The organism is Helcobacillus sp. ACRRO (assembly GCF_022347125.1).
Taxonomy (GTDB): Bacteria; Actinomycetota; Actinomycetes; order Actinomycetales; family Dermabacteraceae; genus Helcobacillus; species Helcobacillus massiliensis.
This window is the reverse complement of the sequence record NZ_JAKRNG010000017.1, coordinates 11523-34354: the sequence shown is the minus strand read 5'-3', so window position 1 is coordinate 34354 and position 22832 is coordinate 11523. Positions and strand designations below refer to the sequence as shown.

19 protein-coding genes are annotated in these 22832 nt (G+C 64.0%); 10 read left to right on the top strand and 9 right to left on the bottom strand.

Annotated features, from left to right (window positions below):
- The first annotated feature begins 41 nt into the window (after positions 1 to 41).
- Positions 42 to 320: a sialidase family protein gene (locus MHY20_RS07445; protein ID WP_239375968.1), complete on the top strand. Its 279-nt coding sequence runs from the start codon at positions 42 to 44 to the stop codon at positions 318 to 320.
- Positions 321 to 716: 396 nt separating this feature from the next.
- Here MHY20_RS07445 and MHY20_RS07440 read toward each other — a convergent pair whose 3' ends face one another.
- Entirely contained in the window at positions 717 to 2021 is a 1305-nt protein-coding gene (locus MHY20_RS07440; protein WP_239375966.1) for an FAD-binding oxidoreductase, read from the bottom strand.
- Between the two features lie 339 nt (positions 2022 to 2360).
- On the opposite strand from MHY20_RS07440, the gene MHY20_RS07435 reads away from it, so the two are divergent.
- Positions 2361 to 3002: a hypothetical protein gene (locus tag MHY20_RS07435; protein ID WP_239375964.1), complete on the top strand. Its 642-nt coding sequence runs from the start codon at positions 2361 to 2363 to the stop codon at positions 3000 to 3002.
- A gap of 49 nt (positions 3003 to 3051) precedes the next feature.
- On the opposite strand, the gene MHY20_RS07430 is transcribed toward MHY20_RS07435, so the two are convergent.
- From MHY20_RS07430 to MHY20_RS07410, 5 genes are all read right to left on the bottom strand, one after another.
- Positions 3052 to 3414, bottom strand: a complete 363-nt coding sequence (locus MHY20_RS07430) for a HepT-like ribonuclease domain-containing protein (RefSeq protein ID WP_239375962.1) — start codon at positions 3412 to 3414, stop codon at positions 3052 to 3054.
- A complete protein-coding gene (locus tag MHY20_RS07425) occupies positions 3411 to 3740 on the bottom strand; it encodes a nucleotidyltransferase domain-containing protein (RefSeq protein ID WP_239375960.1) in 330 nt (109 codons plus the stop codon). Before MHY20_RS07425 ends, MHY20_RS07430 begins: the two co-directional genes overlap by 4 nt.
- A 525-nt stretch (positions 3741 to 4265) precedes the next feature.
- A complete protein-coding gene (locus MHY20_RS07420) occupies positions 4266 to 7403 on the bottom strand; it encodes a type I restriction endonuclease (RefSeq protein ID WP_239375958.1) in 3138 nt (1045 codons plus the stop codon).
- Complete coding sequence (locus MHY20_RS07415; protein WP_239375957.1) at positions 7400 to 8713, bottom strand: restriction endonuclease subunit S; 1314 nt, start codon at positions 8711 to 8713, stop codon at positions 7400 to 7402. Before MHY20_RS07415 ends, MHY20_RS07420 begins: the two co-directional genes overlap by 4 nt.
- On the bottom strand, positions 8710 to 10698 hold the full coding sequence (locus MHY20_RS07410) for a type I restriction-modification system subunit M (protein WP_239375956.1): 1989 nt from the start codon (positions 10696 to 10698) through the stop codon (positions 8710 to 8712). The genes MHY20_RS07415 and MHY20_RS07410 overlap by 4 nt, the downstream gene beginning before the upstream one ends.
- A gap of 279 nt (positions 10699 to 10977) precedes the next feature.
- On the opposite strand from MHY20_RS07410, the gene MHY20_RS07405 reads away from it, so the two are divergent.
- Both MHY20_RS07405 and MHY20_RS07400 read left to right on the top strand, forming a co-directional pair.
- Positions 10978 to 11604 carry a hypothetical protein gene (locus MHY20_RS07405; RefSeq protein ID WP_239375955.1) on the top strand — a complete coding sequence of 209 codons (627 nt, stop codon included), beginning with the start codon at positions 10978 to 10980 and terminating at the stop codon, positions 11602 to 11604.
- A 331-nt stretch (positions 11605 to 11935) separates the two neighbouring features.
- Positions 11936 to 12118 (top strand): hypothetical protein, encoded by a 183-nt coding sequence (locus tag MHY20_RS07400; protein WP_049050027.1) that lies wholly within the window; start codon positions 11936 to 11938, stop codon positions 12116 to 12118.
- Here the strand turns inward: MHY20_RS07400 and MHY20_RS07395 are convergent.
- A complete protein-coding gene (locus MHY20_RS07395) occupies positions 12112 to 12495 on the bottom strand; it encodes a hypothetical protein (RefSeq protein ID WP_016663416.1) in 384 nt (127 codons plus the stop codon). The genes MHY20_RS07400 and MHY20_RS07395 overlap by 7 nt on opposite strands.
- 24 nt (positions 12496 to 12519) lie before the next feature.
- On the opposite strand from MHY20_RS07395, the gene MHY20_RS07390 reads away from it, so the two are divergent.
- Positions 12520 to 12843: a hypothetical protein gene (locus tag MHY20_RS07390; RefSeq protein WP_239375954.1), complete on the top strand. Its 324-nt coding sequence runs from the start codon at positions 12520 to 12522 to the stop codon at positions 12841 to 12843.
- Positions 12844 to 13074: 231 nt separating this feature from the next.
- Here MHY20_RS07390 and MHY20_RS11770 read toward each other — a convergent pair whose 3' ends face one another.
- Positions 13075 to 13752 carry a type I restriction-modification system subunit M gene (locus MHY20_RS11770; RefSeq protein ID WP_239375953.1) on the bottom strand — a complete coding sequence of 226 codons (678 nt, stop codon included), beginning with the start codon at positions 13750 to 13752 and terminating at the stop codon, positions 13075 to 13077.
- 299 nt (positions 13753 to 14051) lie between these two features.
- Here MHY20_RS11770 and MHY20_RS07380 point away from each other — a divergent pair, with 299 nt between their 5' ends.
- Entirely contained in the window at positions 14052 to 15746 is a 1695-nt protein-coding gene (locus MHY20_RS07380; protein ID WP_239375952.1) for an ATP-binding protein, read from the top strand.
- 15 nt (positions 15747 to 15761) lie between these two features.
- Here the strand turns inward: MHY20_RS07380 and MHY20_RS07375 are convergent, their stop codons facing one another.
- Complete coding sequence (locus tag MHY20_RS07375; protein ID WP_239375951.1) at positions 15762 to 16235, bottom strand: GNAT family N-acetyltransferase; 474 nt, start codon at positions 16233 to 16235, stop codon at positions 15762 to 15764.
- Positions 16236 to 16469: 234 nt separating this feature from the next.
- Between MHY20_RS07375 and MHY20_RS07370 the strand changes: the two genes are divergently transcribed.
- From MHY20_RS07370 to gyrA, 4 genes are all read left to right on the top strand, one after another.
- Complete coding sequence (locus MHY20_RS07370; protein ID WP_239375950.1) at positions 16470 to 17099, top strand: hypothetical protein; 630 nt, start codon at positions 16470 to 16472, stop codon at positions 17097 to 17099.
- A gap of 173 nt (positions 17100 to 17272) precedes the next feature.
- Positions 17273 to 17449: a hypothetical protein gene (locus MHY20_RS07365; RefSeq protein WP_239375949.1), complete on the top strand. Its 177-nt coding sequence runs from the start codon at positions 17273 to 17275 to the stop codon at positions 17447 to 17449.
- 462 nt (positions 17450 to 17911) lie between these two features.
- Complete coding sequence (gyrB, locus tag MHY20_RS07360; protein WP_239375947.1) at positions 17912 to 19996, top strand: DNA topoisomerase (ATP-hydrolyzing) subunit B; 2085 nt, start codon at positions 17912 to 17914, stop codon at positions 19994 to 19996.
- Positions 19997 to 20099: 103 nt separating this feature from the next.
- Positions 20100 to 22787, top strand: coding sequence for a DNA gyrase subunit A (gyrA, locus tag MHY20_RS07355; protein ID WP_239375945.1), 2688 nt, complete (start codon positions 20100 to 20102; stop codon positions 22785 to 22787).
- The last annotated feature ends 45 nt before the right edge of the window (positions 22788 to 22832 follow it).

Genomic DNA, 22832 nt, shown 5'->3' with positions numbered 1-22832 from the left:
TTCGCAAGGGTTGTCGCGGTGGTGCCGACTACCATCGCGGTATGAGTCCAGTCGTTGCCGCATCTGGCGCTGTGTTTTCCGGGGTCCGATCGATGAACCCGCGCTACCGCGTCCCTGCCCTGGCCAGCGCCGGCAGCCGTTTGTGCTTGGTGTACGACGTCCGGTCTTCTCCACTGGACCTGCCGGGCCCCCACGGGATCGCCGTGCAGCACTCCCTCGATGCCGGCGCCACCTGGATCGACCCACGCTGGCTGCGCGAGCCTCGCCCGGACGGCACCTGGGGCTGCGGCGACCCCAGCCTGATCCCGCGGCTCGCTTGACTGCCCGCCGGCGCGCGCAGCCGCCGGACCCTGCGCCACAACCGCCTATCCGCGCCTGCGCGGAGGAACTGAGTGTGCAAAAAATGGAGTGGAACGCCCTCTGATGCGCTGTGGTGAGTCGATTTCCTCGATTTTGGTCGGAATTTGCACACCACTCGGCTCTTACCCGCCCCTTGCCCCGGCCGTACCGCCGCCCGCCGCGGAACCACTCGCGCCAGGGCATGACACAGGGCGCTGGGCCGGCCGTGATGGCCTGCCCAGCGCCCTTGGTGTCAGGTGCACCGTGCGCCCGCCCGCCTCAGCTCGGCGGCGCCGGGCGCGTGTCGGTCGCGACCACGCGGGTCAGCCCGTAGGCCACGACCACGCGGGACAGCCCGCATGTCGCTTCCGTGCGGGTCAGCGGGTCGGGTTGAACGGCTTCAGTTCAGAGGGCACAACACCTTCGACGATCTGCTTGGCGAGCAGCTTGCCGGAGGCGGGGCCGAGGCTGATGCCCCACATGCCGTGGCCGCCGTTGACGAACACGCGCGGCACGCGGGTGGCGCCGATGAGCGGCTTGGAGTCCACGCAGACGGGGCGGCCGCCGACCCATTCGTCGCGCTTGTCGGTGTAGTCGAGGTGCTCCATGAGGGGGCGGGCGGACTTCTCAAGGGCGTCCACGCGGGAGCGGCGCAGCGGCGCATCCACGTGGTCGAACTCCATGGTGCCGGCGATGCGGAACCGCTCCCCGATCGGGGTGCAGGCCACGCGCTCGCGCGGGAAGTAGTACGGGGTCGGGACCGGGCGCAGCGACGGCTCGGTGACGCCCACGGAGAAGCTGTAGCCGCGGCCGGCCTGCACGATCTTCTTCACGCCGTAGCGCTGCGCGAGTTCGGGCAGCCAGGCGCCGGTGGCGATGACCACGGCGTCGCCGGAGATCGGCTCACCGGAGTCGACCTCAACGGAGACGCCCTTCGGGCCGTGGTGGATGTGGCGGGCCTGGGCACCGATGATGACCTTGCCGCCGCGTGCCTTCACGGATTCGGCGACGGATTCGGTGTAGTTGCCGGGCTCGATGAAGCGCTGCTTGGTGATGTGGACGGCGCGCTGGATGGACGGTGCCAGCAGCGGTGCTTCCTTCGCGAAGTCGGCGTTGTCGAGTTCGCGGAAGCCGACTTCGAGGCCGGCGTCGGCGAAGAGGGTGAGTTCGTTGACGAGGGCGTCGCCGTGCTCGGGGTTCACCCAGGCGGCGATGAAGTCGGTGTCGCGGGTCTTCTCCTTGACGCCTCCGTCGGCCATCTCATCGAACGCGTCGAGGGCGGTGAGGTTGATGGGGACGTACTGCTTGAGCGCCTTGGTCCACTGGCCGGCGGTGCAGCGGGCGGCGAAGCCCATCATGAAGCGGGCGAGGGTGGGGTCCATGCGGGGCTGCACGTACATCGGGGAGGACGGGTCCACGAGGGACTCCATGCCGAACTTCAGCACGGACGGCTCGTTCAGCGGGGCGGAGAGGCCCGGGGTGAGCCAACCGGCGTTGCCCCAGGAGCTGCCGGCGGCGACGCCGGAGCGGTCCAGAACCGTGACCTCGACGCCGTACTCCTGCAGGAACCAGGCGGTGGAGAGGCCCACGAGGCCGGCACCGATGATGACGACGTGCGGGGTGTCCCGCCCTTCGGTGAGGCCGAATTCGGCCGGCAGGGACGTGACGAGCTGGTTGGCCACGGGCTACTCCTTTGCAGCAAAACGATGGGGGCCCGCTCGGATCCGCCGTGACCCCTGTCTCGTCATTATGGAACACCGCTGTGCGTCTGTGGGGTTCAGGAATGAGGGGGATCACAGGCCGACGGATGCTGACCTTCTGAGCGGCCGGAATCCCTTGCGGTTGTTGGGCCCTCGACGGGTCGGGGCGAGCCCTGTGGACCCGCTGGTCACAGCGATGTGGAGGTGTTCGAAGGGCACGCAAGCTCGATGACGGAGGGCCGGTACATGGGGTGGCGACCGGCTCTGCACCAGGCAGGCCGGAAGTGATCGGCATCTCTGGTGCCGAGAAAGGACTTCCATATGTCATACCGTCTTGTGAACCCGAAGACCGGCGAGTCAATGCCCATTGATGCCTATTGCGTTGTTGTGAACGAGGACGACCTCAGTTCGGCTGACCATGACGCGATCCGGGAGGATTGGACGTCTGAGGGGGCGCTGGCTGTCCTCCGGAAGAAGGGCAGCCAGTTCTTCCGCAGTGAGCCTGGGATGCCTGGCCGCCTGAAGCCGGGCCAGGCATCCAGGCTGGTTGAGGTTATGGAGGATCGTGTTGAGGCTGATCGTGAACGTCTGTGCTCGCTGACCGATCTGGATGAGGGGAGCGCGTATGAGGACGTCGTTGATCAGTTGATCGATGACGATGTGCTGCTGGACCATCTCCGGGATCTGGCAGCGGGGGGAGCAGCAACCGAAGGATCTCTGATCTCGGCAGCCGAGGCGTTCCGGAACTATGTGAAGCTCCGTCCTGTGTCGGCAGATGGCGAGGATGGACATATGCCTTTCAGCGCGGTGTCACGTCGGCTGAGGGATCATCTGGTTCTTCTCCCCGATGAGGAGATCACCAAGTTGCTTGCGGCCACGATGACTGACGCTCTCAGGGCTGAGTGGGCGTTGCTCTGTGGTCGAGTGGTTGAAGAGGAGGCCAGTCGCTTCTACGGTCGGTGAGCCCAAGGGACGATGGCTCCCCGCTCTCAGTGGAGGGCGGGGAGCCACCCTACTCATTCTTCAAACTGTCCGGCGAGCTGCCTTGATGACCCTTCAGGGCCGCACGGAGTACCGGTAGATGGGCCTCAACAACGTTGGCAACAATCTCGATGTCTACCCCGAAGTACTGGTGTACCAAGATGTTTCGGAACCCCCGTATCTGAACCCATGGCACTTCGGGGTGATCTTCTGTCAACTCGGGAGGCAAGTGCTTGACGGCTTCACCAATGATCTGGAGGTTGGGTTCGATAGCATCCTCCGCCATCTCCACAGCAACTGGGTCGGTGGCCGATTGGGCGAAAGAAACGTAGCGACTGCACTTGGTGATCGCACCCAGGATGTCATCGACTCGATGTGCAGGCGATCTGGTCATAGCGGCACCGCATCGCGCTCAGCCTGATCAGCCAGGGGAGTCTTCAGCAGTTGGAGCGGGAAGATATCTATGTCGTCGCGGCCGAACAGCTCGCGCGTCTCCTCGAGCAGGCCTGAGGCCCTCATCAGAATGTTCCCGTCAGCCGGATTCATTTCTACAAGAATGTCGATGTCGCTTTCGGGCCCGGCTGTGCCCCGAGCGACGGACCCGAAGATTCTCGGCTTGCTCGCTCCATACCGGTCCAGCAGTGCCATGAGCTCAGAACGACGTGCCTCGAGTAGCTGCCGCAACTCGAGGGTGTGCCTGCTCACCGTCCCCTCAGACATGCCGGTAGCGTAGCAAGGCGCCGAAAATGACGGGAGTCGGGCGTCGGCGGCTGCACCGGTTCAATTGAGTGAGCCCCTTGAGGCAGTGGACAAGTCAAGGCAAGAAGTATCCAACGATGGACGGCACGCCGGTCTGCCGCAGGCTAGCGGCAATCAGAGCCTCGCCGGTGGCGTACCCCAGCTGTTCTGCCGTCGCCCTCGCGCTCCCATGCGAAGCGGCGGGGGTTGATCGACAGCCATGCGGCGCGAAGCTCCTGTAGGCGGCCATGCTGGGATGAGGGAAGCGCGTAGGCGCCTCTTTGGATCTGCGTGAGTGTTCCGGTGTCGTGAAGTCGTCGGATTGCGGTGCGGGAGATTCCTGCCTCGACCGCTTGGCCGGCGGTGACCAGCGACCACTGACCGGCGCCCAGCTGTTCGAGGGTGGCGAGATGGGCGGACATTGGTCACCTCCGGCAACTCAGTTACATCTCGGCGTAACTATCTTGCCGCCGACAGAGCTGCAATGTCACTGACTTGGCACAGCTGTCACTGATCCAGCCCAGCCCGCTCCCGCAGCGCCTCCCACAGTCCCATCTCGTCCACGAGCAGGCGCAGCAGCAGCTGCGGCGGCATCTCGCGCGCGAACTTCAGGACGGCGGCGTTGCCTTCGTCCACGCTCCACTGTGCATCTTCCACGATCCGGAGCATGCCAGCGGTGTTGAGGAAGTCCATCTTCGTGTTCGCTGCAGCGATGGACTGTGCCTTCTCGTCATCGAGCGCCTCCGCGAACAGGCCCTGGGCGAAGCCGACCTTGTACTCGTCCCGCGCTTCGAGGTCACCGAAGTACTTGTTGACCTTCTCGATGATGGCGGCGTGGCTGGAGCGTTCGCGTTCGCGGATCTGCGCCATACCGGCTTCGGTGATGCCGGAGAGCCCGTCGGCCTCGCCGATGTGCAGCTGGAGCTGCTCGTCGCGGAGCTTCTCGAGCTTGTAGTGGGTGAGGACGATGTCGCTGACGTCCACGTCGACCTTCTCCACCGTGTCGTCGGAGAAGTCGCGGAGTTTGCGGGCGAGGAGGTCGGCGAACACGCTGAACTTCTCGTACCGCGGGTCCCCGAAGTTGAGGATCTGGGAGAAGAACGCGTAGCTGGTGACGTACTGGCGCAGCGTGGAGCGGAAGTCGATGAGTTCGTCGCGGGCCTTGGTGTCGCCGTCGTAGATGGCGTCCTGCCAGCGTTTGGCGAACCGGTCCACGGCCTGGTCGAGCGGCCCGGACAGGCCCGCGGGCTTCGCGCCGGCCTTCGTCCACGTCACCCACACCTGTTCCACTTCGGACTGGGTGTAGATGCCGGTGGAGTCGAGCTTCATCAGCATGTTGGCTACGAGTTCCGGGTCGGAGCTGCGTTCGATGCGGGCGTCCTCGTAGTACTCCTGGAACGCTTCTTCGATGCGGTCGGCCTGGTCCACGAAGTCCAGCACGTACGTGTTGTTCTTGCCCGGCATGGTGCGGTTGAGGCGTGACAGGGTCTGCACGGCGGTGATGCCGGAGAGTTCCTTGTCGATGTACATCGCGACCAGCAGCGGCTGATCGAACCCGGTCTGGTACTTGTTCGCCACGATGAGGACGTGCTCGCCGGGCTCGGCGAAGACTTTCGCGAGGTCGCGGCCTTTGAGGCGCGGGTTCATGGAATGTTCGGTCACCGTCGGCCGCTCCACCCCGGGGACGGGTTTGACGTCCGGGTCGGGCACCTCGCCGGAGAAGGCGACGAGGGCCTGCAGGTCGTGTCCTTCGGCTTCGCTGACCTTCTGGAAGTGGCGGGCGTACTCCACGGCTGCGGCGCGGGACTTCGTCACGACCATTGCTTTGGCGCGGCCGCCGAGTTCATGGCGCACCACGCCGTTGAAGTGCCGGATGATTTCGCGGACCTTCTGGTCGATGTTGGTGGGGTGCAGTTCCACGGCCTTGATGTAGGCGCGGGTGCCGGAGCGGATGTCGATCTCGTCGTCGAGGTCCTCCTCGCCTTTGCGGGCGATGCGGGCGGCCAGTTCGTAGGAGGTGTAGTTCTTGAGGACGTCGAGGATGAAGCCCTCTTCGATGGCCTGCTTCATCGGGTAGAGGTCGAACGGCTGCTCTTTCTCGTCCGGTGAGGGTTTGCGGCCGAACAGTTCGAGGGTTTTCGCTTTGGGGGTGGCGGTGAAGGCGAAGAAGGAGATGCGGCCGTAGTCGTCCACGGACGCCGCCATCCGGGTGAGGGCTTCCTGGTCGGAGTCGGCGTCCGCTTCGTCGCCGACGGGTGCCCCGTCGGCCTTCTGCTCCCCGGAGTAGAGGAGCTGTTTGAGGGCGGAGGAGGCGGAGCCGGTCTGGGAGGAGTGTGCTTCGTCGGCAATGACGGCGAAGGTGCGGCCGGCGAGCTGGCCATCACTGTCCTTCATCTTCGCGAGGGCGTAGGGGAAGGTCTGGAGGGTGACGCCGATGATGGGGACGCCGCGGATGAGGGCGTCGGTGAGCTGGTCGGTTTTGGATCCGTCGGCGCGGGTGATGGCTTCGAAGGTGCCGGTGGTGGTGACGAGCTGGTCGACTGCGTCCTGGAGCTGCCGGTCGAGGACCTGCCGGTCGGCGATGACGATGACGGAGTCGAACACTTTGTCGCCTTCGGGGGTGTGGAGGGAGGCGAGCCGGTGCGCTGTCCAGGCGATGGAGTCGGTTTTGCCGGACCCGGCGGAGTGCTGGATGAGGTATTTGTGGCCGGGGCCCTCACGGCGGGCGGCGTGGACGAGGGCGTTGACGGCGCGCCACTGGTGGAAGCGGGGGAAGCGGATCTGGCTGCTGGTGATGCGTTCACCGGTGGTCGGATCGGTGCGTTCGGAGTGGTTGACGTAGATGAACTTCGCGAGGACGGTCAGCCAGGCGTCGCGGTCGAGGACGTCTTCCCAGAAGTAGTGGGTGCGGTGCCCGGTGGGGTTGGGTGGGTTGCCGGCGCCGTTGTTGTGGCCGGTGTCGAAGGGGAGGAAGTAGGTGGAGGGGCCGTCGAGCCGGGTGGTCATGGCGATGGCGGTGTCGCTGACGGCGAAGTGGACGAGGGCGCCGCGCAGCGCGGTGAGGAGGGGTTCGCGTTCGGGCCTGCGGTCGGTGCGGTACTGCTGTTTGGCGGCTTCGAGGCTTTGGGTGAAGCCGGTTTTCAGTTCGATGGTGGCGGTGGGGATGCCGTTGGTGAACAGGACGAGGTCGATGCGGTCGGTTTTGGTGGAGGAGTAGACGACTTCTTGGACCACGCGGAGGCGGTTGCGCTGGTAGCGCTCGGTGAGGCGGGGGTTGCGGTCGTCGGCGGGCGGCATCTGCATCATGGTGAAGGGCCGACGGGCTCCGGGGTAGGAGAATCCTTTCCGGAGCACGTTGAGGGTGCCGCCGCCGTGGGCTTCGGGCATGGCGAGGACGCGGACGAGCCGGTCGAGGATCTTCTCTTCGGCTTTCTTGCGGGCGTCGCCGGTGAGGTCGGCGGGCACGATCCGCTCGTAGTTCTCCGGGTCGGACTCGGAGAGCCAGGCGAGGACGTCTGCGGGGAAGAGGGCGCGTTCTTTGTCGTAGCCGTGGGTGTTCGGGGAGTGCTGCCAGCCGTGGTTCTCCAGGTGGGTGGCGATCTCCTGCTGGAACGCTTTTTCTTTGGCGAGGTCGGTGGCGCTCACTTCTGCTCCTCGATGTCGTCCTGCAGCTGTTCCACTGCGGGGCGGTTCTTCTTCGTGACGTCGATCTGCCCCGTGACCGCGGCGGTGATCAGCGCCGCGCGGCGCTCCTTGGCGAGGGTGATGGCGCGGGTGATATCGGCTGAAGCATCGCGGCTAACTGAGTCCGCGTGGTCGAGATGTTCTACGATGCGTTGCTGTTCCCCGAGGGAAGGAAGCAGGATTCGCATACCTGCGGCGTCAGCCTGATAGATTGTTTTGTGGGTGGAGCCACTCTTCAGACGATCGAACTCTGGACGCATGGCTCGAAACTGATACCAGAGATATTCCGGAATAAGTTCTTTATGTGGCACCCAGTTCCAGAAATCCTGGCTTGTAGCCATAGGACTGGGCATGACGCCAGTGAAGCCCACTGATGCAGTCCGTGACAGTACAACGGTGCCGGCCGGTAGAAGCTCAGCCGCGGAGTTTGCGAGGCCCTCTATAGTGATGCACTCTTCGGTCTCGTTCATGTACTTGCGGTTCTGACGGAGCTGCCAGACGTCTGCAAGGGTGAACCACGGAATTACACGCTCTCCGGACCAGTAATCGGGAGTTGAACGGTTCGGGGTGTGGCCAGTGCGCATGTCGGCGACGCGCCGAATATTGACTACTTTGTAGGGGGTCCGTAGTCCGGGTAGCCATGGGACGGAATTGGCGACATCGTTATGGGCACTGCCTGTAACACCACGTTGGATCGTAGCGACAGCTTTCTCGTCCAGGAGGAAACGCAACCGAGTCTGATCCAGGATGAACGCATCGATCTCGGCGGTCTCGTGGTCGAGGTAGTCGGAGATGCGGTTCTGGACTGCAAGACCTGGGGTTGGGACGGGAAGGTCCTTCATATCGGCTTCGGAGACTCTGCGTAGCCCTCCTGCGCCAGTCATGGAAGCGATAGCCGGTCCTCTGAATAAGTCCGAACGCAAAATATAGGACAGGAACCGTTGGTTCATCAATGGTTTGGGCCGCAGCACCGTCAACTCAGTTGTTGCGAAAGCGGGACCATCGAGTTCAGTGCCGACGATGCCTTTTCCATTCTCAAAGCAGGGCGTCACCTTTGCGTAGGCGACATCGTCTTGGGTGATGAAAGCGTATCCGGTGACTAGCGACGAAGTCTCGCGGAGTTCGGGAGCCAGAGGAAGGTCGAAGTTAGAGATGGTCTCCATCGAGAACAGCGGAAGGAGTCTGTCTGATGAGTGCCGGATCGAGGAAGGGACCGGGGGATTGAACTCTGCGAGATAGCGCAGTCGGGTCATTGGCCATTTGAAGCTCACTTCTTCACCTCCTCGAGGCGGGCGCGGATGCGGCCGAGGACTTCGTCGAGCTCAGCGTCGATCTCCTCCAGGGGTCGCGGCGGCACATACTCATAGAAGTGCCGGGTGAACGGGATCTCCGCACCCTCCTTCGTCTTTGAGTGATCGATCCACGCATCCGGCACCCACGGCTTCACCTCGCGCTCCAGGTACTCCTCAACGTCCTCATCCCACGGCACGTTCTCCGTGTCCCGCAGATCCGCCGACGGCTCCGGCCTGCCCGCCTTCACCACGAGCTCGCCCTCATCGTCATGCTCACCCAGAGCACCCAGAACAGCCCTCAGCTGCGCCGCCGTCAGCTTCAACCCCGCGGCGTCAGCAATCCGGCTGACCCGCTTCGAGAACTCCGCACGCGACGTCGACAGCGCACCGGCATCCGCCTCGCCCGCCTCGGTCAGGCCCTCACGGAACTTCTCCAGCAGGGACCCGTCGGCCTTCGCCATCTGGCGCAGAGCCAGCACCCGCTCAACCCGATCGGGCCCGAACCCATAGTTCAGCCGCAGCGGGCGCTCCACCGTGATCGTCCGGTAGAGGAAATCCTCGATGCGGAATATCTTCGAATGCTTCGACTCCTCAAACGCATCGAACAGGCGCGTCACCTCAGCAATATGCGCCGCACTCAGCTGCCGGCGCTTCGACCCGATCGACTTGCGCATCTTCTCGAACATGCCCGTGGCATCGATGAGCTGCACCTTCCCGCGGCGCTCCCGCGGTTTGTCCTTGTTGAGCAGCCACACGTAGGTTGCGATCCCCGTGTTGTAGAACATGTCCGTGGGCAGGGCAACGATCGCCTCTAGGTAATCCTGCTCCAGCACCCACTTGCGGATATTCGACTCACCACTGCCGGCACCACCGGTGAACAGAGGCGAGCCGTTCAGCACGATCGCACCCCGCCCAGCCGACGCGTTCGGATCCCCCGGCTGCGGCTCCCGCAGCTTCGAAATCAGGTGCAGAAGGAACAGCGTGGACCCGTCGGACACGCGCGGCAGACCGGGCCCGAACCGGCCATCGAAGCCCCGCACCGCGTGCTCCTCCTCCACCACCTTCCGGGACTGCTTCCAGTCCACACCGAACGGCGGGTTCGACAGCGCGAAGTGGAACGTGCGGCCACGGAACGCCGGCTGCGTGAGGGTATTGCCGAGAACAATGTTGTCGATCGGCTGACCCTTCACCACCATGTCCGCCTTGCAGATCGCGTACGACGCCGGATTGATCTCCTGCCCGTACAGCGACACCTCAGCGGTCGGGTTCTCCTCCCGGATCTTCTCATCCGCCATCGTCAGCATCCCGCCCGTGCCCACGGTCGGGTCGTAGACAGCCCGCGAGGCACCGTCCTCAGTCAACCCAACGTCATCCGACGCGAAAAGAATGTCCACCATCAAACGGATAGCGTCTCGCGGGGTATAGAAAGCACCGGCCGCTTTACCCTTCGTGTCGAAGGACTTATACATGATGTGTTCGAACAGGTCGCCCATCTGTGTATCAGGCAGCGCTTCTATGCTCATATCGATGCCTGCGAAGTGCTTGACTGCCTGCCACAAGCGGGAAGCGGAGTCGAGGGTCTTCATCCGCACATCGAAATCGAAGGCATCCCAAATGTCACGGATCGACGACGAAAACGAGCCAACATACTCCATCAACGACTCATAGACATGGTCATCAAGTTGCGCAATGCGCGTCAGATCCAGCCGCGACGAGTTATAGAACGACAAGTCAAACTTCTGCTGCACCTGCCAGTCGATCATCGCATCGCTATACCCCTCCGATTGGAGCTGCGACACTAGGTCAAGTACATCGTTCTTGGTCGGCGCGAGAATACATTCAAGGCGCCGCAATACAGTCAACGGAAGAATGTAGTCCCCGTAATCCTCAGGCTCCACAATGGAGCGCAGAAATTTATCAGCTGTATTCCAAACAACAGTCTGATAAAACGCGGTTAAAGTCATTCGGGGACGCCTCCTTGGACACTCAAAGGGGTATGCGTCCACATTAACTGGGAGAACAGCGAAAGGGTAGGAGGCTCGCTACCTGTTGGTTCCTGGCGGAGCTACGCCGCCGCCCCACCAGCGACCCCGGGTTCACCTGCCGTTCACCGACGGTCGCTGACCAGTTCACCATGGGCGGCTAACGTGATTTCAAAAGATACTTCCTTAACCTTAGCGTCAGGTTCCTGCAGTTCCACCAGCGAAAGCGGTGGAACTGCACCGAAGATAAAGGACGTCGCTGTGACAACCTCACCAGAAGCACCGAATACTTCGAAAACTCCGATGGCTCGCAGGCTTCTCAAGAAGGTCCCGCCTCAGATCCGAATTATCTTCGTCGTCCTCGGATTACTCCTGATCTTCGGGCTGTTCTCCCTAGGGATGCAACTGTTCATGCTCCTGGTCGTAGTGATGTTGGAAGTGCCGTGGGTCGCATCAGGGATTCTCCTCGGGATCTTCCTCATACTGCTCCTCCCAAGCAAGGGGTGGACCGTGTTCGGTACCCTCCTGTTCATAGTCGGGGCCATCGTCAGCGCGTTCACGGACGTCCCTGGCAACCCGATCTACAACGCGCCGTTTGAGGCACTGTTCCTCAACGAGGGCGAATACCTCTCCGCTAGCGTCATCATCGAGCACCCCACCCAAGGCGAAACAGCCGTCACCGGCGACAACATCATCGTGGACACCGACGGAAACAAGCTCCGCGACATCAACGACTTCCTCACGTTCCTCTACCGCCTGGTTCTGTATTCCGTCATCTACGGCGTACTCATCACGCTGCGCGGCTTCCTCGCGAAAATGAAAACCACATCCACGAGCGCCTCCCCTCGCAAGAAAGGGAACGACGAGGCTCACCTCAAGACGCCTTAGGCACGTCGGCGGCGCATCACCAACAACAACGCCATGCCCGCCACAACAGTCACAGCCGCAAGCGCGGCAGGCACAACCTCTGCACCCGTGCGCGCCAGCGCTCCCCCGCTCGATGCAGTGCCAGCGTTATCGGTGGAGCCAACCTCCGATGGGGTGCTTGCGTTGTCGGTGCCGTCAGCGTTGTCGGTGGCGTCCGGTTGCGCTGGGTCGGCTGGCTGCCTGCTGGGGTTTTGTGTTTGCGCTGGTCAGGTCCACGTCGTTAGTGCCATGAGGGCCACCATTGTCGTGGCTGTCATATCTCTTGTGGGATTTTTGTGGGATTCTGGCCCCCATGGTTTTTCTTGACGATGCTGACACCTACCCCGTCGTCGATCAGGAGCGTGTGCCGGCAGAGGAGTGCGGAATTCTCGGGGCGGCGCAGCAGGCGCCGCGGGAACTGCGCATCGAGCACTCGACGATCCAGCTCGAACACCCCGGGCAAGTCGAGCACGAAGCGGTGTGCGGGGATCAGTAGAAGGCCACCTCGGCGCCCCCGTACTCCACGACGGTGTAACCCTCGGTCTCGGTGGCGGCGAACTGCAGGCCCCGACCGTGCTCACGATCCTCCGCCAGCCAGAAGGACACCCCGAAGCGCCAGCGTTCCAGGGGTTCGGACAGCACGCACACGCTGGTCAGCTCAGGTACCTCACCGTCCGGAAATTCCTCCCGGATCCGCTCCCGTGCTACCGCCAACCACTCCGGTGCCTCTTCGAGAGCCTCAGCGATGCGCGCCGTCATCTCCGGTGACAGGGGAACGTAAGCCGCATCGAGGTCATCGGAGAGGATGAGGCGGACCTGCCACTCGCCCGGAATCTCGACGAGCGTCTCGAAATCGTGGAACTCGTAGTTCATGGTGTCTAGTGACCGCGGATGGCGGTGTCCTCCATCATCTCGACGTCATACTGCGAGATCTCGGCGGCCGGGGGCGGTGCGCAGGTCGCCGTGGAGGTCCTCGCACTCCAAGACGGCGTCCGCGTCCACAGGCTCCCGCAACCGGTTACTTCGGGATCCCCGAAGGTGGCATTGACTTGTCATGGGGTGATCTTTGGGGCCACAAATCCGTCAATGAGCGGCCCCGACCAGGAGCCCACATTCCAGACACTTTCCTCGATGAATTGGAAGAAAATGGATGTAAGGCTCTCGTTGAAGGCCGCGATTGGTCCTGTGAGCGCACTCGCCATGATAGAGCTTCCCTTGTGATGAAAACGGTTTGCCGTACTTGTGTTTACAAGAATATAACCGCTCAGAGATTAGGTGGCTGCCCTTAAAGCGCAAGATTTCTCGAGCGATTGTCATGGGCGGTTACCCCTGGAGAGCCTTTTCCGTTTTGTGTTTTGTCTGGCTCGCTATTCTGGCGGGCAAGATCGAAGCCGTCCCCATGAGAGGGCAATGACAACAGCACGTGAATAGCCTCCTCGCTAGTTGAACCAGTCAGGCAGCTAAATCGCAGTTCGCGCGCGTTTGTATCCCTCGTGCTATGAAAGTTTCATAGATCTCCCGCGCCACATGGTCCTTCCCCAGGTCCGGGGCGTGCGCCAGCAGCAGCGTCACCATCAGGTCAATGACATCGCGCGGCGTGAAATGCTCACCCGCCGTCTCGTTCGACGCCTCCGCGAACTTCCGGATCAGCTCCTCGAAGATGTGCCCCATCTTCTCGTTCGAGACAACCTTCGGGTGCAGGTCCACCTTCGCGAAATGCTGCAGCACCTGCAGCAGGAGGTCATGCTGAGCCAGCTCGATGATGCGATCCTCGAACGCGTACTTCTCGAAGATCTCCCGCACGTTCTGACTGAACGAGTTCACGTAGTCGCGAAGGTTCTCCTCCAGATTGTCCGGATCGCCCTGCAGCGACTTCAGATCATGCCGGGACCGGTTATGGAACGAGAAGTCATGGCCAGCGCGGGCACGCAGCATCGCCGCCGGGGGCTCCGGATCCCACTCGCCGTCACCCAGCACCTCCAGCACCTTCGCCTTCGTGGGCGCCAGCACCGAATCCAGACGCGACAGCACCGTGAACGGCAGGATCACATCCCCGTACTGGTGCTGCTTGTACGTGCCGCGGAGGATGTCCGCCGCGGACCAGATGAACTGCGCGTGATTGAACGACACGGGAAAGAGCTCGCTTCCTTGCGGTGACCAAGAGAAGGGGGCGTCAGGAATGCTTGCTCGTTCGCCCCGAAGGTACACCGCAAGGATAGGGGGTCCCCCGTCTTGCCGTGAGGGTTGCTGCCTGGTGTGCTATCAGTGAGCGGATGCTGTCGGTCACTGACATTCATTGGGATCTCAGTGAGATCAAACTCGGCTTCAGTGAGACGATGCGAGGTCTCAGTGAGGCCGCAGTCACTCTCACTGAGCTTCGAGAGCGCCTCACTGAGGAAAATCTTCTCTCAGTGACATAAGATGGAGCCATGGACACTGCACAGGTGCAGCAACGCGTCGACCGCGCACGCGCGCGCTCCTCTGATGACAGCGCTGTCGAGATCAAGGCATCTGCGAAAAACTTGCCCAAGAGCGTCTGGGAGTCCATCTCCGCATTCGCGAACACCAGCGGCGGCCTGATCGTCCTTGGGCTCAGCGAGGACGATGGTTTCACGCAGGCCGACGGTTTCGATCCCTCCAAGGTGGTCAATCAACTCCAAGCGGGGCTGGGAACCGAAGCGCCTAAGGTTCAGCCGGTGCCCAACTACGAGTTGGATGTCATTGACATTGACGGTGGTCAGACTACTGTCGTTGCAGCCCAGATCAGCCGCCTCGACGTGCATCAGGACCTGCCCGGTCCGTGCTTCGTCATCGATAAGGGAATTCAACGTGGCAGCTTTCGTCGCGAGCATGACAGCGACCGTCGACTGTCGCCCTACGAAATCCATCAGATCGGGGAGAGGTGGCAACGTCCAATCGTCGATCGGCAGGCGGTGACCGGGCGCGCCGTCGCCGACTTCGACGAAGAGGCAGTTGAGCGACTGATCAGCCGCCTGGAAAAAGAGAACTCGCGTGCCATCAGTGGAGTGTCAACCACTGCCGAACGCCTAGTAAGGCTCAATGCCGTTACCGCAGGTGGTGAGCCAACTATGGCCGGTTGGCTGACACTGGCCGGATATCCCCAGCAGGAGTTTCCGCAACTGTTCATTGACGTAGCGGTTCATCCGGGAGGAACGAAGTCGAGTGATGCCGAAGTTCGCACAGTAGATCGGCGAATCTGCGACGGACGGATCCCTGACATGATCTCCGACGCTGTTCAGGTCTGCCTGAGGCATCTGTCAGTCCGCACCACCATCGACGGTGTCGAGGGAAGAAATGAATACGAGATCCCCGAGGAAGTTCTGCGAGAGGCGTTCACCAACGCGGTCATGCATAGGGACTACAGCAGCGCCGTGCTCGGGCAACAGGTAGCTGTTGACCTTTTTCGCGACCGGATCGAGATCACCAACCCTGGAGGGCTCTGGGGTGATCGTACAGTCGAGAACATTGCCGACGGTCGATCCACCGCCCGCAACGAGGCCCTGGTGCAGCTCCTTATGCGCGTGCCCATGCGGTCAGGCGGAGTTGTCGCCGAGAACCTTGGGTCGGGTGTCCCACGTATGAACGCCGCCATGCGGGAACACGGGCTCCTCGAACCACAGTTCCGGGCAGAGCCCGGATCGACCTCGGTGACTATCTTTCGGCATGGCTTCCATACAACCGAGTTCCGGAGTTGGCTCGGCACCCGTGAAACCGATGGATTAGGTCGCGACCATATCCGCCTTCTCGCCTATCTCTTCCGGAATGAGAAGGTGAGTGTTTCTGAAGCACGTCACGCACTGCACCTTGACTCCGATGATGTTCGCGTAATCTTGAAGGATTTGGTGGCACGGGGGGTCGTATCCGAGCGGGAGCCGGGACTGTTCGGGATCAACGTCCGGGCCAGGGCTTCGCTGACCGTCACTGAGCAACTCGTGTTCGACGAGATGCATAGCGATCAACCCAGGACGATTGCCCAGCTGGCCCAAGCAACGGGTAAGACAGCGGTCCAGCTACGGCCCGTCCTTCGGTCCTTGGTGGAAAGTGGCCACATCGTAGCGACGGCACCGCCGACGTCCCGTAACCGTGCATATTTGCGGGCTTGAGTCCGCCGCAGTTCGTCAGCGCGCCGAAGCGACCAGCGGTTTCACCATGAACAGGCACGGGTTGTCCTCGCCCCACAGGTCCGTCTCCTCCAGTGGCAGGAACCCGACCTTCTCGTAGAAGCGGCGGGTCTTTGCGTAGCCTTCGTCGGGGTGCGACGCCCCGAGCGTCTTCACCTCCAGCAGCGCCACGCCCCGCTCCCGGGCGTCGGCCTCGATCGCGGCCATCAGCGCGGTGCCGGCACCGCACCCCAAGTACTCCCGGTCCACCGCCATGAAGTGCACCTCTGCGACATGCTCGAAGTGGCGGTCGATGAGGGCCACGCCGATGACGGCCCCGTCGGCCCGCACCGTCCACGTCTCCTTGGTCTCGGCGGCGTCGATGTACTCCTGGTTCGCGTCCGACAGGCCGAACCATTCCGGCAGGGTGGCGATGATCCGCCGAACATCGTCGGGGACGGGCCGGCTGCGCTGCGCAGTCCACTGGGGCATGCGGGGCTCCTTCGTCGAGGGTGGTCCTGTTGATCGTGAGGCCCCGTCGGCCGGGAGGCAACTGATTTTCGGGGGCCGACGGATGCACGCCCGCAATGGCCGATGCGGACTGTGCGCGGGCGGTAAGATCACCTCGGAAGATTTCAAGAAATGGCACCAAGATCCCGACCACTATGTGGTTGAGGATCCGGGCCGGAATCGGAGTCATGGTGATGACAATGTGGAGAATCCGGAGTGAGTGACGAGTTTGAGAATTGGTCGCCGTTCATGGCTGGCCGCTATTGGACCTTTGAAAAAGTGATGGATGCTCTTCGGGCGAATCCGGATCCTGTGGAGCCGGACGGTTGGACGGACTTCCTTTTCGACAGTCTCTCGAACAAGGTCGTTGAGGATCGTGTGGCGATGGCGACCATGATTCTGGATCACGGTGCTGATCCGTCCGTCATTTCGAGGGACGGTGACCGGATCAATTGTTTGCATGTGCTGTTCACGTCCGGTAGCCGGGTGCATGATCCGGCGTTAGAGGCCCCATTGTTGGAACGCCTGCTCGACGGCGGGGCCAGCATGACGCTGCGGTCGCCACGGTTCGGGACGCCTTTCGAGATGATGACGAAGGTCGTTGCGGCAGAGGAATTGCTGTATCCATTCTATGATGTGGTGTTCGCGCGTCCCGATATTGATATGGGTGTGGTGATCGATCCGCCGACGGGAAAGACGCTGGCGCAGAAGCTTCTATCGCCCTTGCGACGTGGTCGCGGACGGATGGAATGCGCCCGGCGTGCGCAGGACTACATCAAGAAGCACGGTCTGCAGGAAGCAGCCGGTGTGAGCGATGAGGACCTGGAAAGGACGCTCAATGAGTGAACCCGTCGAATCCAACTCCAGTGCCGGTGCGTGCGTCCCGCCGAAGTTCCGGGCCTGACACGACGCCGCTGACCCCGTCGGCCTGCGCCTGCTCTCGCCGCCCGGCCGGTCCCCGTCGGCCAGGTCCTGGCCGCCCCGAGCCCGGACCACGTGACCTCGGGGTGACAGGCGGGTTGCAATCCGATCACGGCGCCGGCCCCGCGCCCGGATCCGCGACACCTGCCGCGCCGTCCGCCCGCAACGGTGTGCGCGCAGCGAACTGGGCGGCCGTGATCATCGCCTACATCGTCCTGTTCATCGTGGTCGGCGGCATCGGCACCTCCGTCCTCAAGGACCGCGCCGAGCACTGACCCCGTCGGCCGGGTGAGCTCACCCCGCCCACCCGGCCCGCCCACGCTCGGCGGGCGTATAGCGGCACCCCGTTGTCTATATCGACCTGGTGTGCCGCTATACGCCAATGCTCGCCCTCCCGCTCCGGCCCGGCCGGACGTGGGCGCCCCTCGGCTGCCGCCCGCGCAGCCGTTGGACCCCTCCAGGCGCCTCCAGAAGCCCCGCGGCCGTCCCCCGACCCATACCGACGTGTTCTGTGCCCGATTCGGGCCCTTCACGCGCGTTTGAGAGGGGTATTCCAGCCGCCGATCGGGTAGAATCGTGCAGGTTGAGAATCGGGACGCGCCCTGTGCGGCCCTCCAGGGCCCCGTCGGGAAAACGCGGGCCCGCCAGGAAAAGGGGCCCCGTGGGGACACCACCCGCGCGCCCGCCCGCGCAGAGCGCCCGATCCTTGCACGCGACCAGAAGGAGCTGCTGCGCCAGTGAGCGAAAACACCGCACCCACCCCAGCCGATGCACCCCACTACGAAGCATCGGACATCACGGTCCTCGAGGGCCTCGAGGCGGTGCGCAAGCGCCCCGGCATGTACATCGGCTCCACCGGTGAGCGCGGCCTCCACCACCTCGTCTACGAGATCGTGGACAACTCCGTGGACGAGCACCTCGCCGGCCACGGCTCCTCCATCGAGGTGACGATCCAGGCCGACGGCTCCGTGCGCGTGGTCGACCACGCCCGCGGCATCCCCGTGGACATGCACCCCACCGAGAACAAGCCCGCCGTGGAGCTGGTGCTGACCGTGCTGCACGCCGGCGGCAAGTTCGGCGGCGGCGGCTACGCAGTCTCCGGCGGCCTGCACGGCGTGGGCTCCTCCGTGGTGAACGCGCTCTCCACCCGCCTCGAGGTGGAGATCCGCCGCCAGGGGCACGTGTGGCGCCAGGCGTACGAGCGCGGGGTGCCGACGGGGCCGCTCGACAAGGGGGAGGAGACCGACGAAACCGGCTCCACCCTCACCTTCTGGCCGGACCCGGAGATCTTCGAAACGGTCGAGTTCGACTTCGAAACCCTCCGCAAGCGCTTCCAGCAGATGGCGTTCCTCAACAAGGGCCTGCAGATCTCCCTGACCGATGAGCGCGTCCAGGAGGAGGACGAGGACGAGGAGCACCTCGGCGACCTCGACAACCTCAAGTCCGATGACCCCAAGGACGTGGACGGCATCGAATCCGATGCCGAGCAGCCCGCGGAGCAGAAGGACGCCTCCGCGCCGCGCGTGGTGGTGTACCGCTACGACAACGGCATCATGGACTTCGTCGCCTTCATCAACAAGCAGAAGCGCGCGGAGATCATCCACCCGGAGATCATGTCCTTCGAAGCGGAGGACACCGCGGAGACGATCTCCGTGGAGATTGCGATGCAGTGGACCACCGCGTACAGCGAATCCATCCACACCTACGCGAACACCATCAACACGCACGAGGGCGGCACCCACGAGGAGGGCTTCCGCTCCGCCCTCACCGGCGCCGTGAACCGCTACGCCCGCTCTGCCGGCCTGATGAAGGAGAAGGAGCCGAACCTCACTGGTGAGGACATCCGCGAAGGCCTCACCGCCGTCATCTCCGTGAAGCTCGGCGAGCCGCAGTTCGAAGGCCAGACCAAGACGAAGCTCGGCAACACCATCGCCCGCACGTACGTGTCGAAGGTGATGACCGAGCACCTCGGTGACTGGCTGAACATGCACCCGAACGAGGCGAAGGACGTGGTGAAGAAGGCCCAGTCCGCCGCCGCTGCCCGCGAAGCCGCCCGCAAGGCCCGCGATGCGACCCGCCGCAAGTCCCCGCTGGAGACCGGCGGCATGCCCGGCAAGCTGCGCGACTGCTCCGGCCGCAACCCCGCCGAGTCCGAGATCTTCATCGTGGAGGGCGACTCCGCCGGCGGCTCCGCCGTGCAGGGACGCGACCCGCGCACGCAGGCGATCCTGCCGATCCGCGGCAAGATCCTCAACGTGGAGAAGGCCCGCCTGGACCGCGCCCTCGACAACGCCGAGGTCCGCTCCCTCATCACCGCGTTCGGCACCGGCATCGGCGAGGACTTCGACCCGCACAAGCTGCGGTACCACAAGATCATCCTCATGGCCGACGCCGACGTGGACGGCCAGCACATCTGCACCCTGCTGCTGACCCTCCTGTTCCGCTACATGCGGCCCCTCATCGAACTGGGCCACGTGTTCATCGCGATGCCGCCGCTGTACCGCCTGAAGTGGTCCAACGCCCCCCACGAGTACGTGTTCAGCGACGAGGAGCGCGACCAGCGCCTCACCGAGGGCCGCGCCGCCGGCAAGCGCATGCCGAAGGACAACGGCATCCAGCGCTACAAGGGCCTCGGCGAGATGGACTGGCGCGAGCTGCAGACCACCACCATGGACCGCGATGAGCGCTCCCTCAAGCAGGTGACCGTGGACGAAGCCGCCGACGCCGACGCCATCTTCTCGGTGCTCATGGGCGATGACGTCGAAGCGCGCCGTCGCTTCATCCAGGAGAACGCAAAGGACGTGCGCTTCCTCGACATCTGATGGCAGGCCGACGGGATCCGCAGCGCCCCGGCGCACGACGGAATCCGTCGGCCCCCCGAACGGCAGACGACGAGACTGAGCGCAGATGGAGAGGCACAGAACAATGAGCGATGACGAACTGAACGGCGCAGCCGGCACCGGCCCCAGCAGCGACAGCGGCGAGGGCGGCGCGGACCGCGGCCCGCTGACCGCCCCCGACTCCCTCGAGGTGACCACCACCGAGAGCACCGACATCGACCCCGTCGACGCGGGCGACCAGCTCGTCCAGGTGGACCTCAACAAGGAGATGCAGCGCTCCTACCTCGACTACGCCATGAGCGTGATCGTGGGGCGCGCCCTCCCGGACGTCCGCGACGGCATGAAGCCCGTGCACCGCCGCATCACCTACGCGATGTACGACGGCGGCTACCGCCCCGAACGGTCCTTCTCCAAGTGCGCGAAGGTCGTGGGCGATGTGATGGGCAACTACCACCCGCACGGCGACTCCGCGATCTACGACGCCATGGTCCGCCTCGTGCAGCCGTGGTCAATGCGCTACCCGCTGATCCTCGGCCAGGGCAACTTCGGCTCCGCCGGCGACGACGGCGCCGCCGCACCCCGATACACGGAGTGCAAGATGGCGCCGCTGGCGATGGAGATGGTCCGCGACATCAACGAAGACACCGTTGATATGCAGGGCAACTACGACAACACCATCGACGAGCCCACCATCCTGCCCGCCCGGTTCCCGAACCTGCTCGCCAACGGCTCCTCCGGCATCGCCGTCGGCATGGCGACGAACATTCCGCCGCACAACCTGCGCGAAGTCGCCGACGCCGTCCACTGGCTGCTCACCAACCCCGAAGCCACCAAGGAAGAGCTGCTCGAAGCGTGCCTGGAGCGCATCAAGGGCCCCGACTTCCCCGGCGGCGCCACCATCGTGGGCACCAAGGGCATCGAGGAGGCGTACCGCACCGGCCGCGGCTCCATCACGCAGCGCGCCGTGGTCAGCACCGAGGAGATCAACGGCCGCCTCGCCCTCGTGGTCACCGAACTGCCGTACCTGGTGAACCCCGACAACCTCGCCCGCAAGATCGCTGACCTGGTGAAGCTGGGCCGCCTGCAGGGCATCTCCGACATCACCGACGAGACCTCCGGCAAGACCGGTCAGCGCCTCGTGCTGACCCTGAAGCGGGACGCCGTCGCGAAGGTGGTCCTCAACAACCTGTTCAAGCAGACCCAGCTGCAGGAGAACTTCTCCGCGAACATGCTGGCGCTGGTGGGCGGGGTGCCCCGCACCCTCTCGATCGACTCCTTCATCCGCGAATGGGTGAAGCACCAGATCGAGGTCATCGTGCGCCGCACCCGCTTCCGCCTGAAGAAGGCGGAGGAGCAGATCCACATCTATCGCGGCTACCTCAAGGCCCTCGACGACCTCGACCGCGTGATCGACACGATCCGCCGCTCCCCGGACGCCGACCAGGCCCGCACCGCACTGATGGAGCTGCTGGACATCGACGAGATCCAGGCGAACGCCATCCTCGCCCTCCAGCTGCGCCGCCTCGCCGCGCTGGAGCGCCAGAAGATCATGGAGGAGCACGACCGCCTCGCCGCCCTCATCGAGGAGTACCAGGCGATCCTCGCGTCCGAGGAGCGCCAGCGGGAGATCGTGGGCGAGGAGCTCAGCGAGATCGTGGACCGCTACGGCGACGACCGCCGCACCGAGATCCTGCCGTTCGGCGGCGACATGTCGATGGAGGACCTCATCCCCGAGGAGGACGTGGTCGTCACCATCACCAAGGGCGGCTGGGTGAAGCGCACCCGCACCGACCAGTACCGGGCGCAGAAGCGCGGCGGCAAGGGCGTGCGCGGCGCGTCCCTGCGCGCCGACGACGTGGTGGACCACTTCTTCACCACCACCACGCACCGGTGGATCCTGTTCTTCACCAACCTGGGCCGCGTGTACCGCATCAAGGCGTACGAACTGCCGGAGGCCGCCCGCGACGGCAAGGGCCAGCACATCGCGAACCTGCTGGAGTTCCAGCCGGAGGAGACGATCGCGTCCGTCCTGGTCATCTCCGACTACGACGAAGCGGACTACCTCATCCTCGCCACCCGCTCCGGTGTGGTGAAGAAGACCGCCATGAGCCAGTTCGACTCGAACCGCTCCGCCGGGCTCATCGCCATCAACCTCCGCGAGGTGGAGGGGGCCGACGGGTCCACCGCCATGGACGAGGTCGTGGCGGCGCGCGCCGTCAACGCGGACGACCACCTGATGCTGGTGTCCCGCAACGGCCAGTCCGTGCGGTTCCCCGCCTCGGACGACGTGCTGCGGCCCCTCGGCCGCGTCACCGGCGGCGTGACCGGCATGAAGTTCCGCGACGACGATGAGCTGCTCGCCATGGACGTGGTGCATCCCGGCACGTACGTGTTCACCGTGACCGACTCCGGGTTCGCGAAGCGCTCCCCGGTGGATGAGTACCGGGTGCAGGGCCGCGCCGGCCTCGGCATCAAGGTGGCGAAGCTGCCGAACAACCGCGGCCACCTCGTGGGCGCCGCGATTGTGGAGGAGGATGACGAGGTCCTCGTGCTGATGGAGAAGGGCCGCGTGGTCCGCTCCCGCGTGGACGGCGTGCCGGCGAAGGGCCGCGACACGATGGGCGTGGTGTTCGCCAAGCCCGACCAGGGCGACCGGATCACCCTCGTGAACGTCTTCGCCGAGAGTGAGGACGAGGACGAGGTCGATGAGGCGGAGAAGCCCGACCTGACCGACGCCGACGCCACCGACAGCGCTGACGAGGCCGACGCCTGACCGCGCGGTGAGTACAGCAGGCCGGGCCCGATCACATAGGCTCAT

Bases quoted from the DNA above. Each gene is read 5' to 3' on its own strand.
- MHY20_RS07430 (WP_239375962.1), bottom strand. From the start codon at position 3,414: ATGACCAGATCGCCTGCACATCGAGTCGATGACATCCTGGGTGCGATC.
- MHY20_RS07425 (WP_239375960.1), bottom strand. From the start codon at position 3,740: ATGTCTGAGGGGACGGTGAGCAGGCACACCCTCGAGTTGCGGCAGCTA.
- MHY20_RS07445 (WP_239375968.1), top strand. From the start codon at position 42: ATGAGTCCAGTCGTTGCCGCATCTGGCGCTGTGTTTTCCGGGGTCCGA.
- MHY20_RS07400 (WP_049050027.1), top strand. From the start codon at position 11,936: ATGGTTTTTCTTGACGATGCTGACACCTACCCCGTCGTCGATCAGGAG.
- MHY20_RS07375 (WP_239375951.1), bottom strand. From the start codon at position 16,235: ATGCCCCAGTGGACTGCGCAGCGCAGCCGGCCCGTCCCCGACGATGTT.
- MHY20_RS07435 (WP_239375964.1), top strand. From the start codon at position 2,361: ATGTCATACCGTCTTGTGAACCCGAAGACCGGCGAGTCAATGCCCATT.
- gyrA (WP_239375945.1), top strand. From the start codon at position 20,100: ATGAGCGATGACGAACTGAACGGCGCAGCCGGCACCGGCCCCAGCAGC.
- MHY20_RS07380 (WP_239375952.1), top strand. From the start codon at position 14,052: ATGGACACTGCACAGGTGCAGCAACGCGTCGACCGCGCACGCGCGCGC.
- MHY20_RS07395 (WP_016663416.1), bottom strand. From the start codon at position 12,495: ATGAACTACGAGTTCCACGATTTCGAGACGCTCGTCGAGATTCCGGGC.
- MHY20_RS07410 (WP_239375956.1), bottom strand. From the start codon at position 10,698: ATGACTTTAACCGCGTTTTATCAGACTGTTGTTTGGAATACAGCTGAT.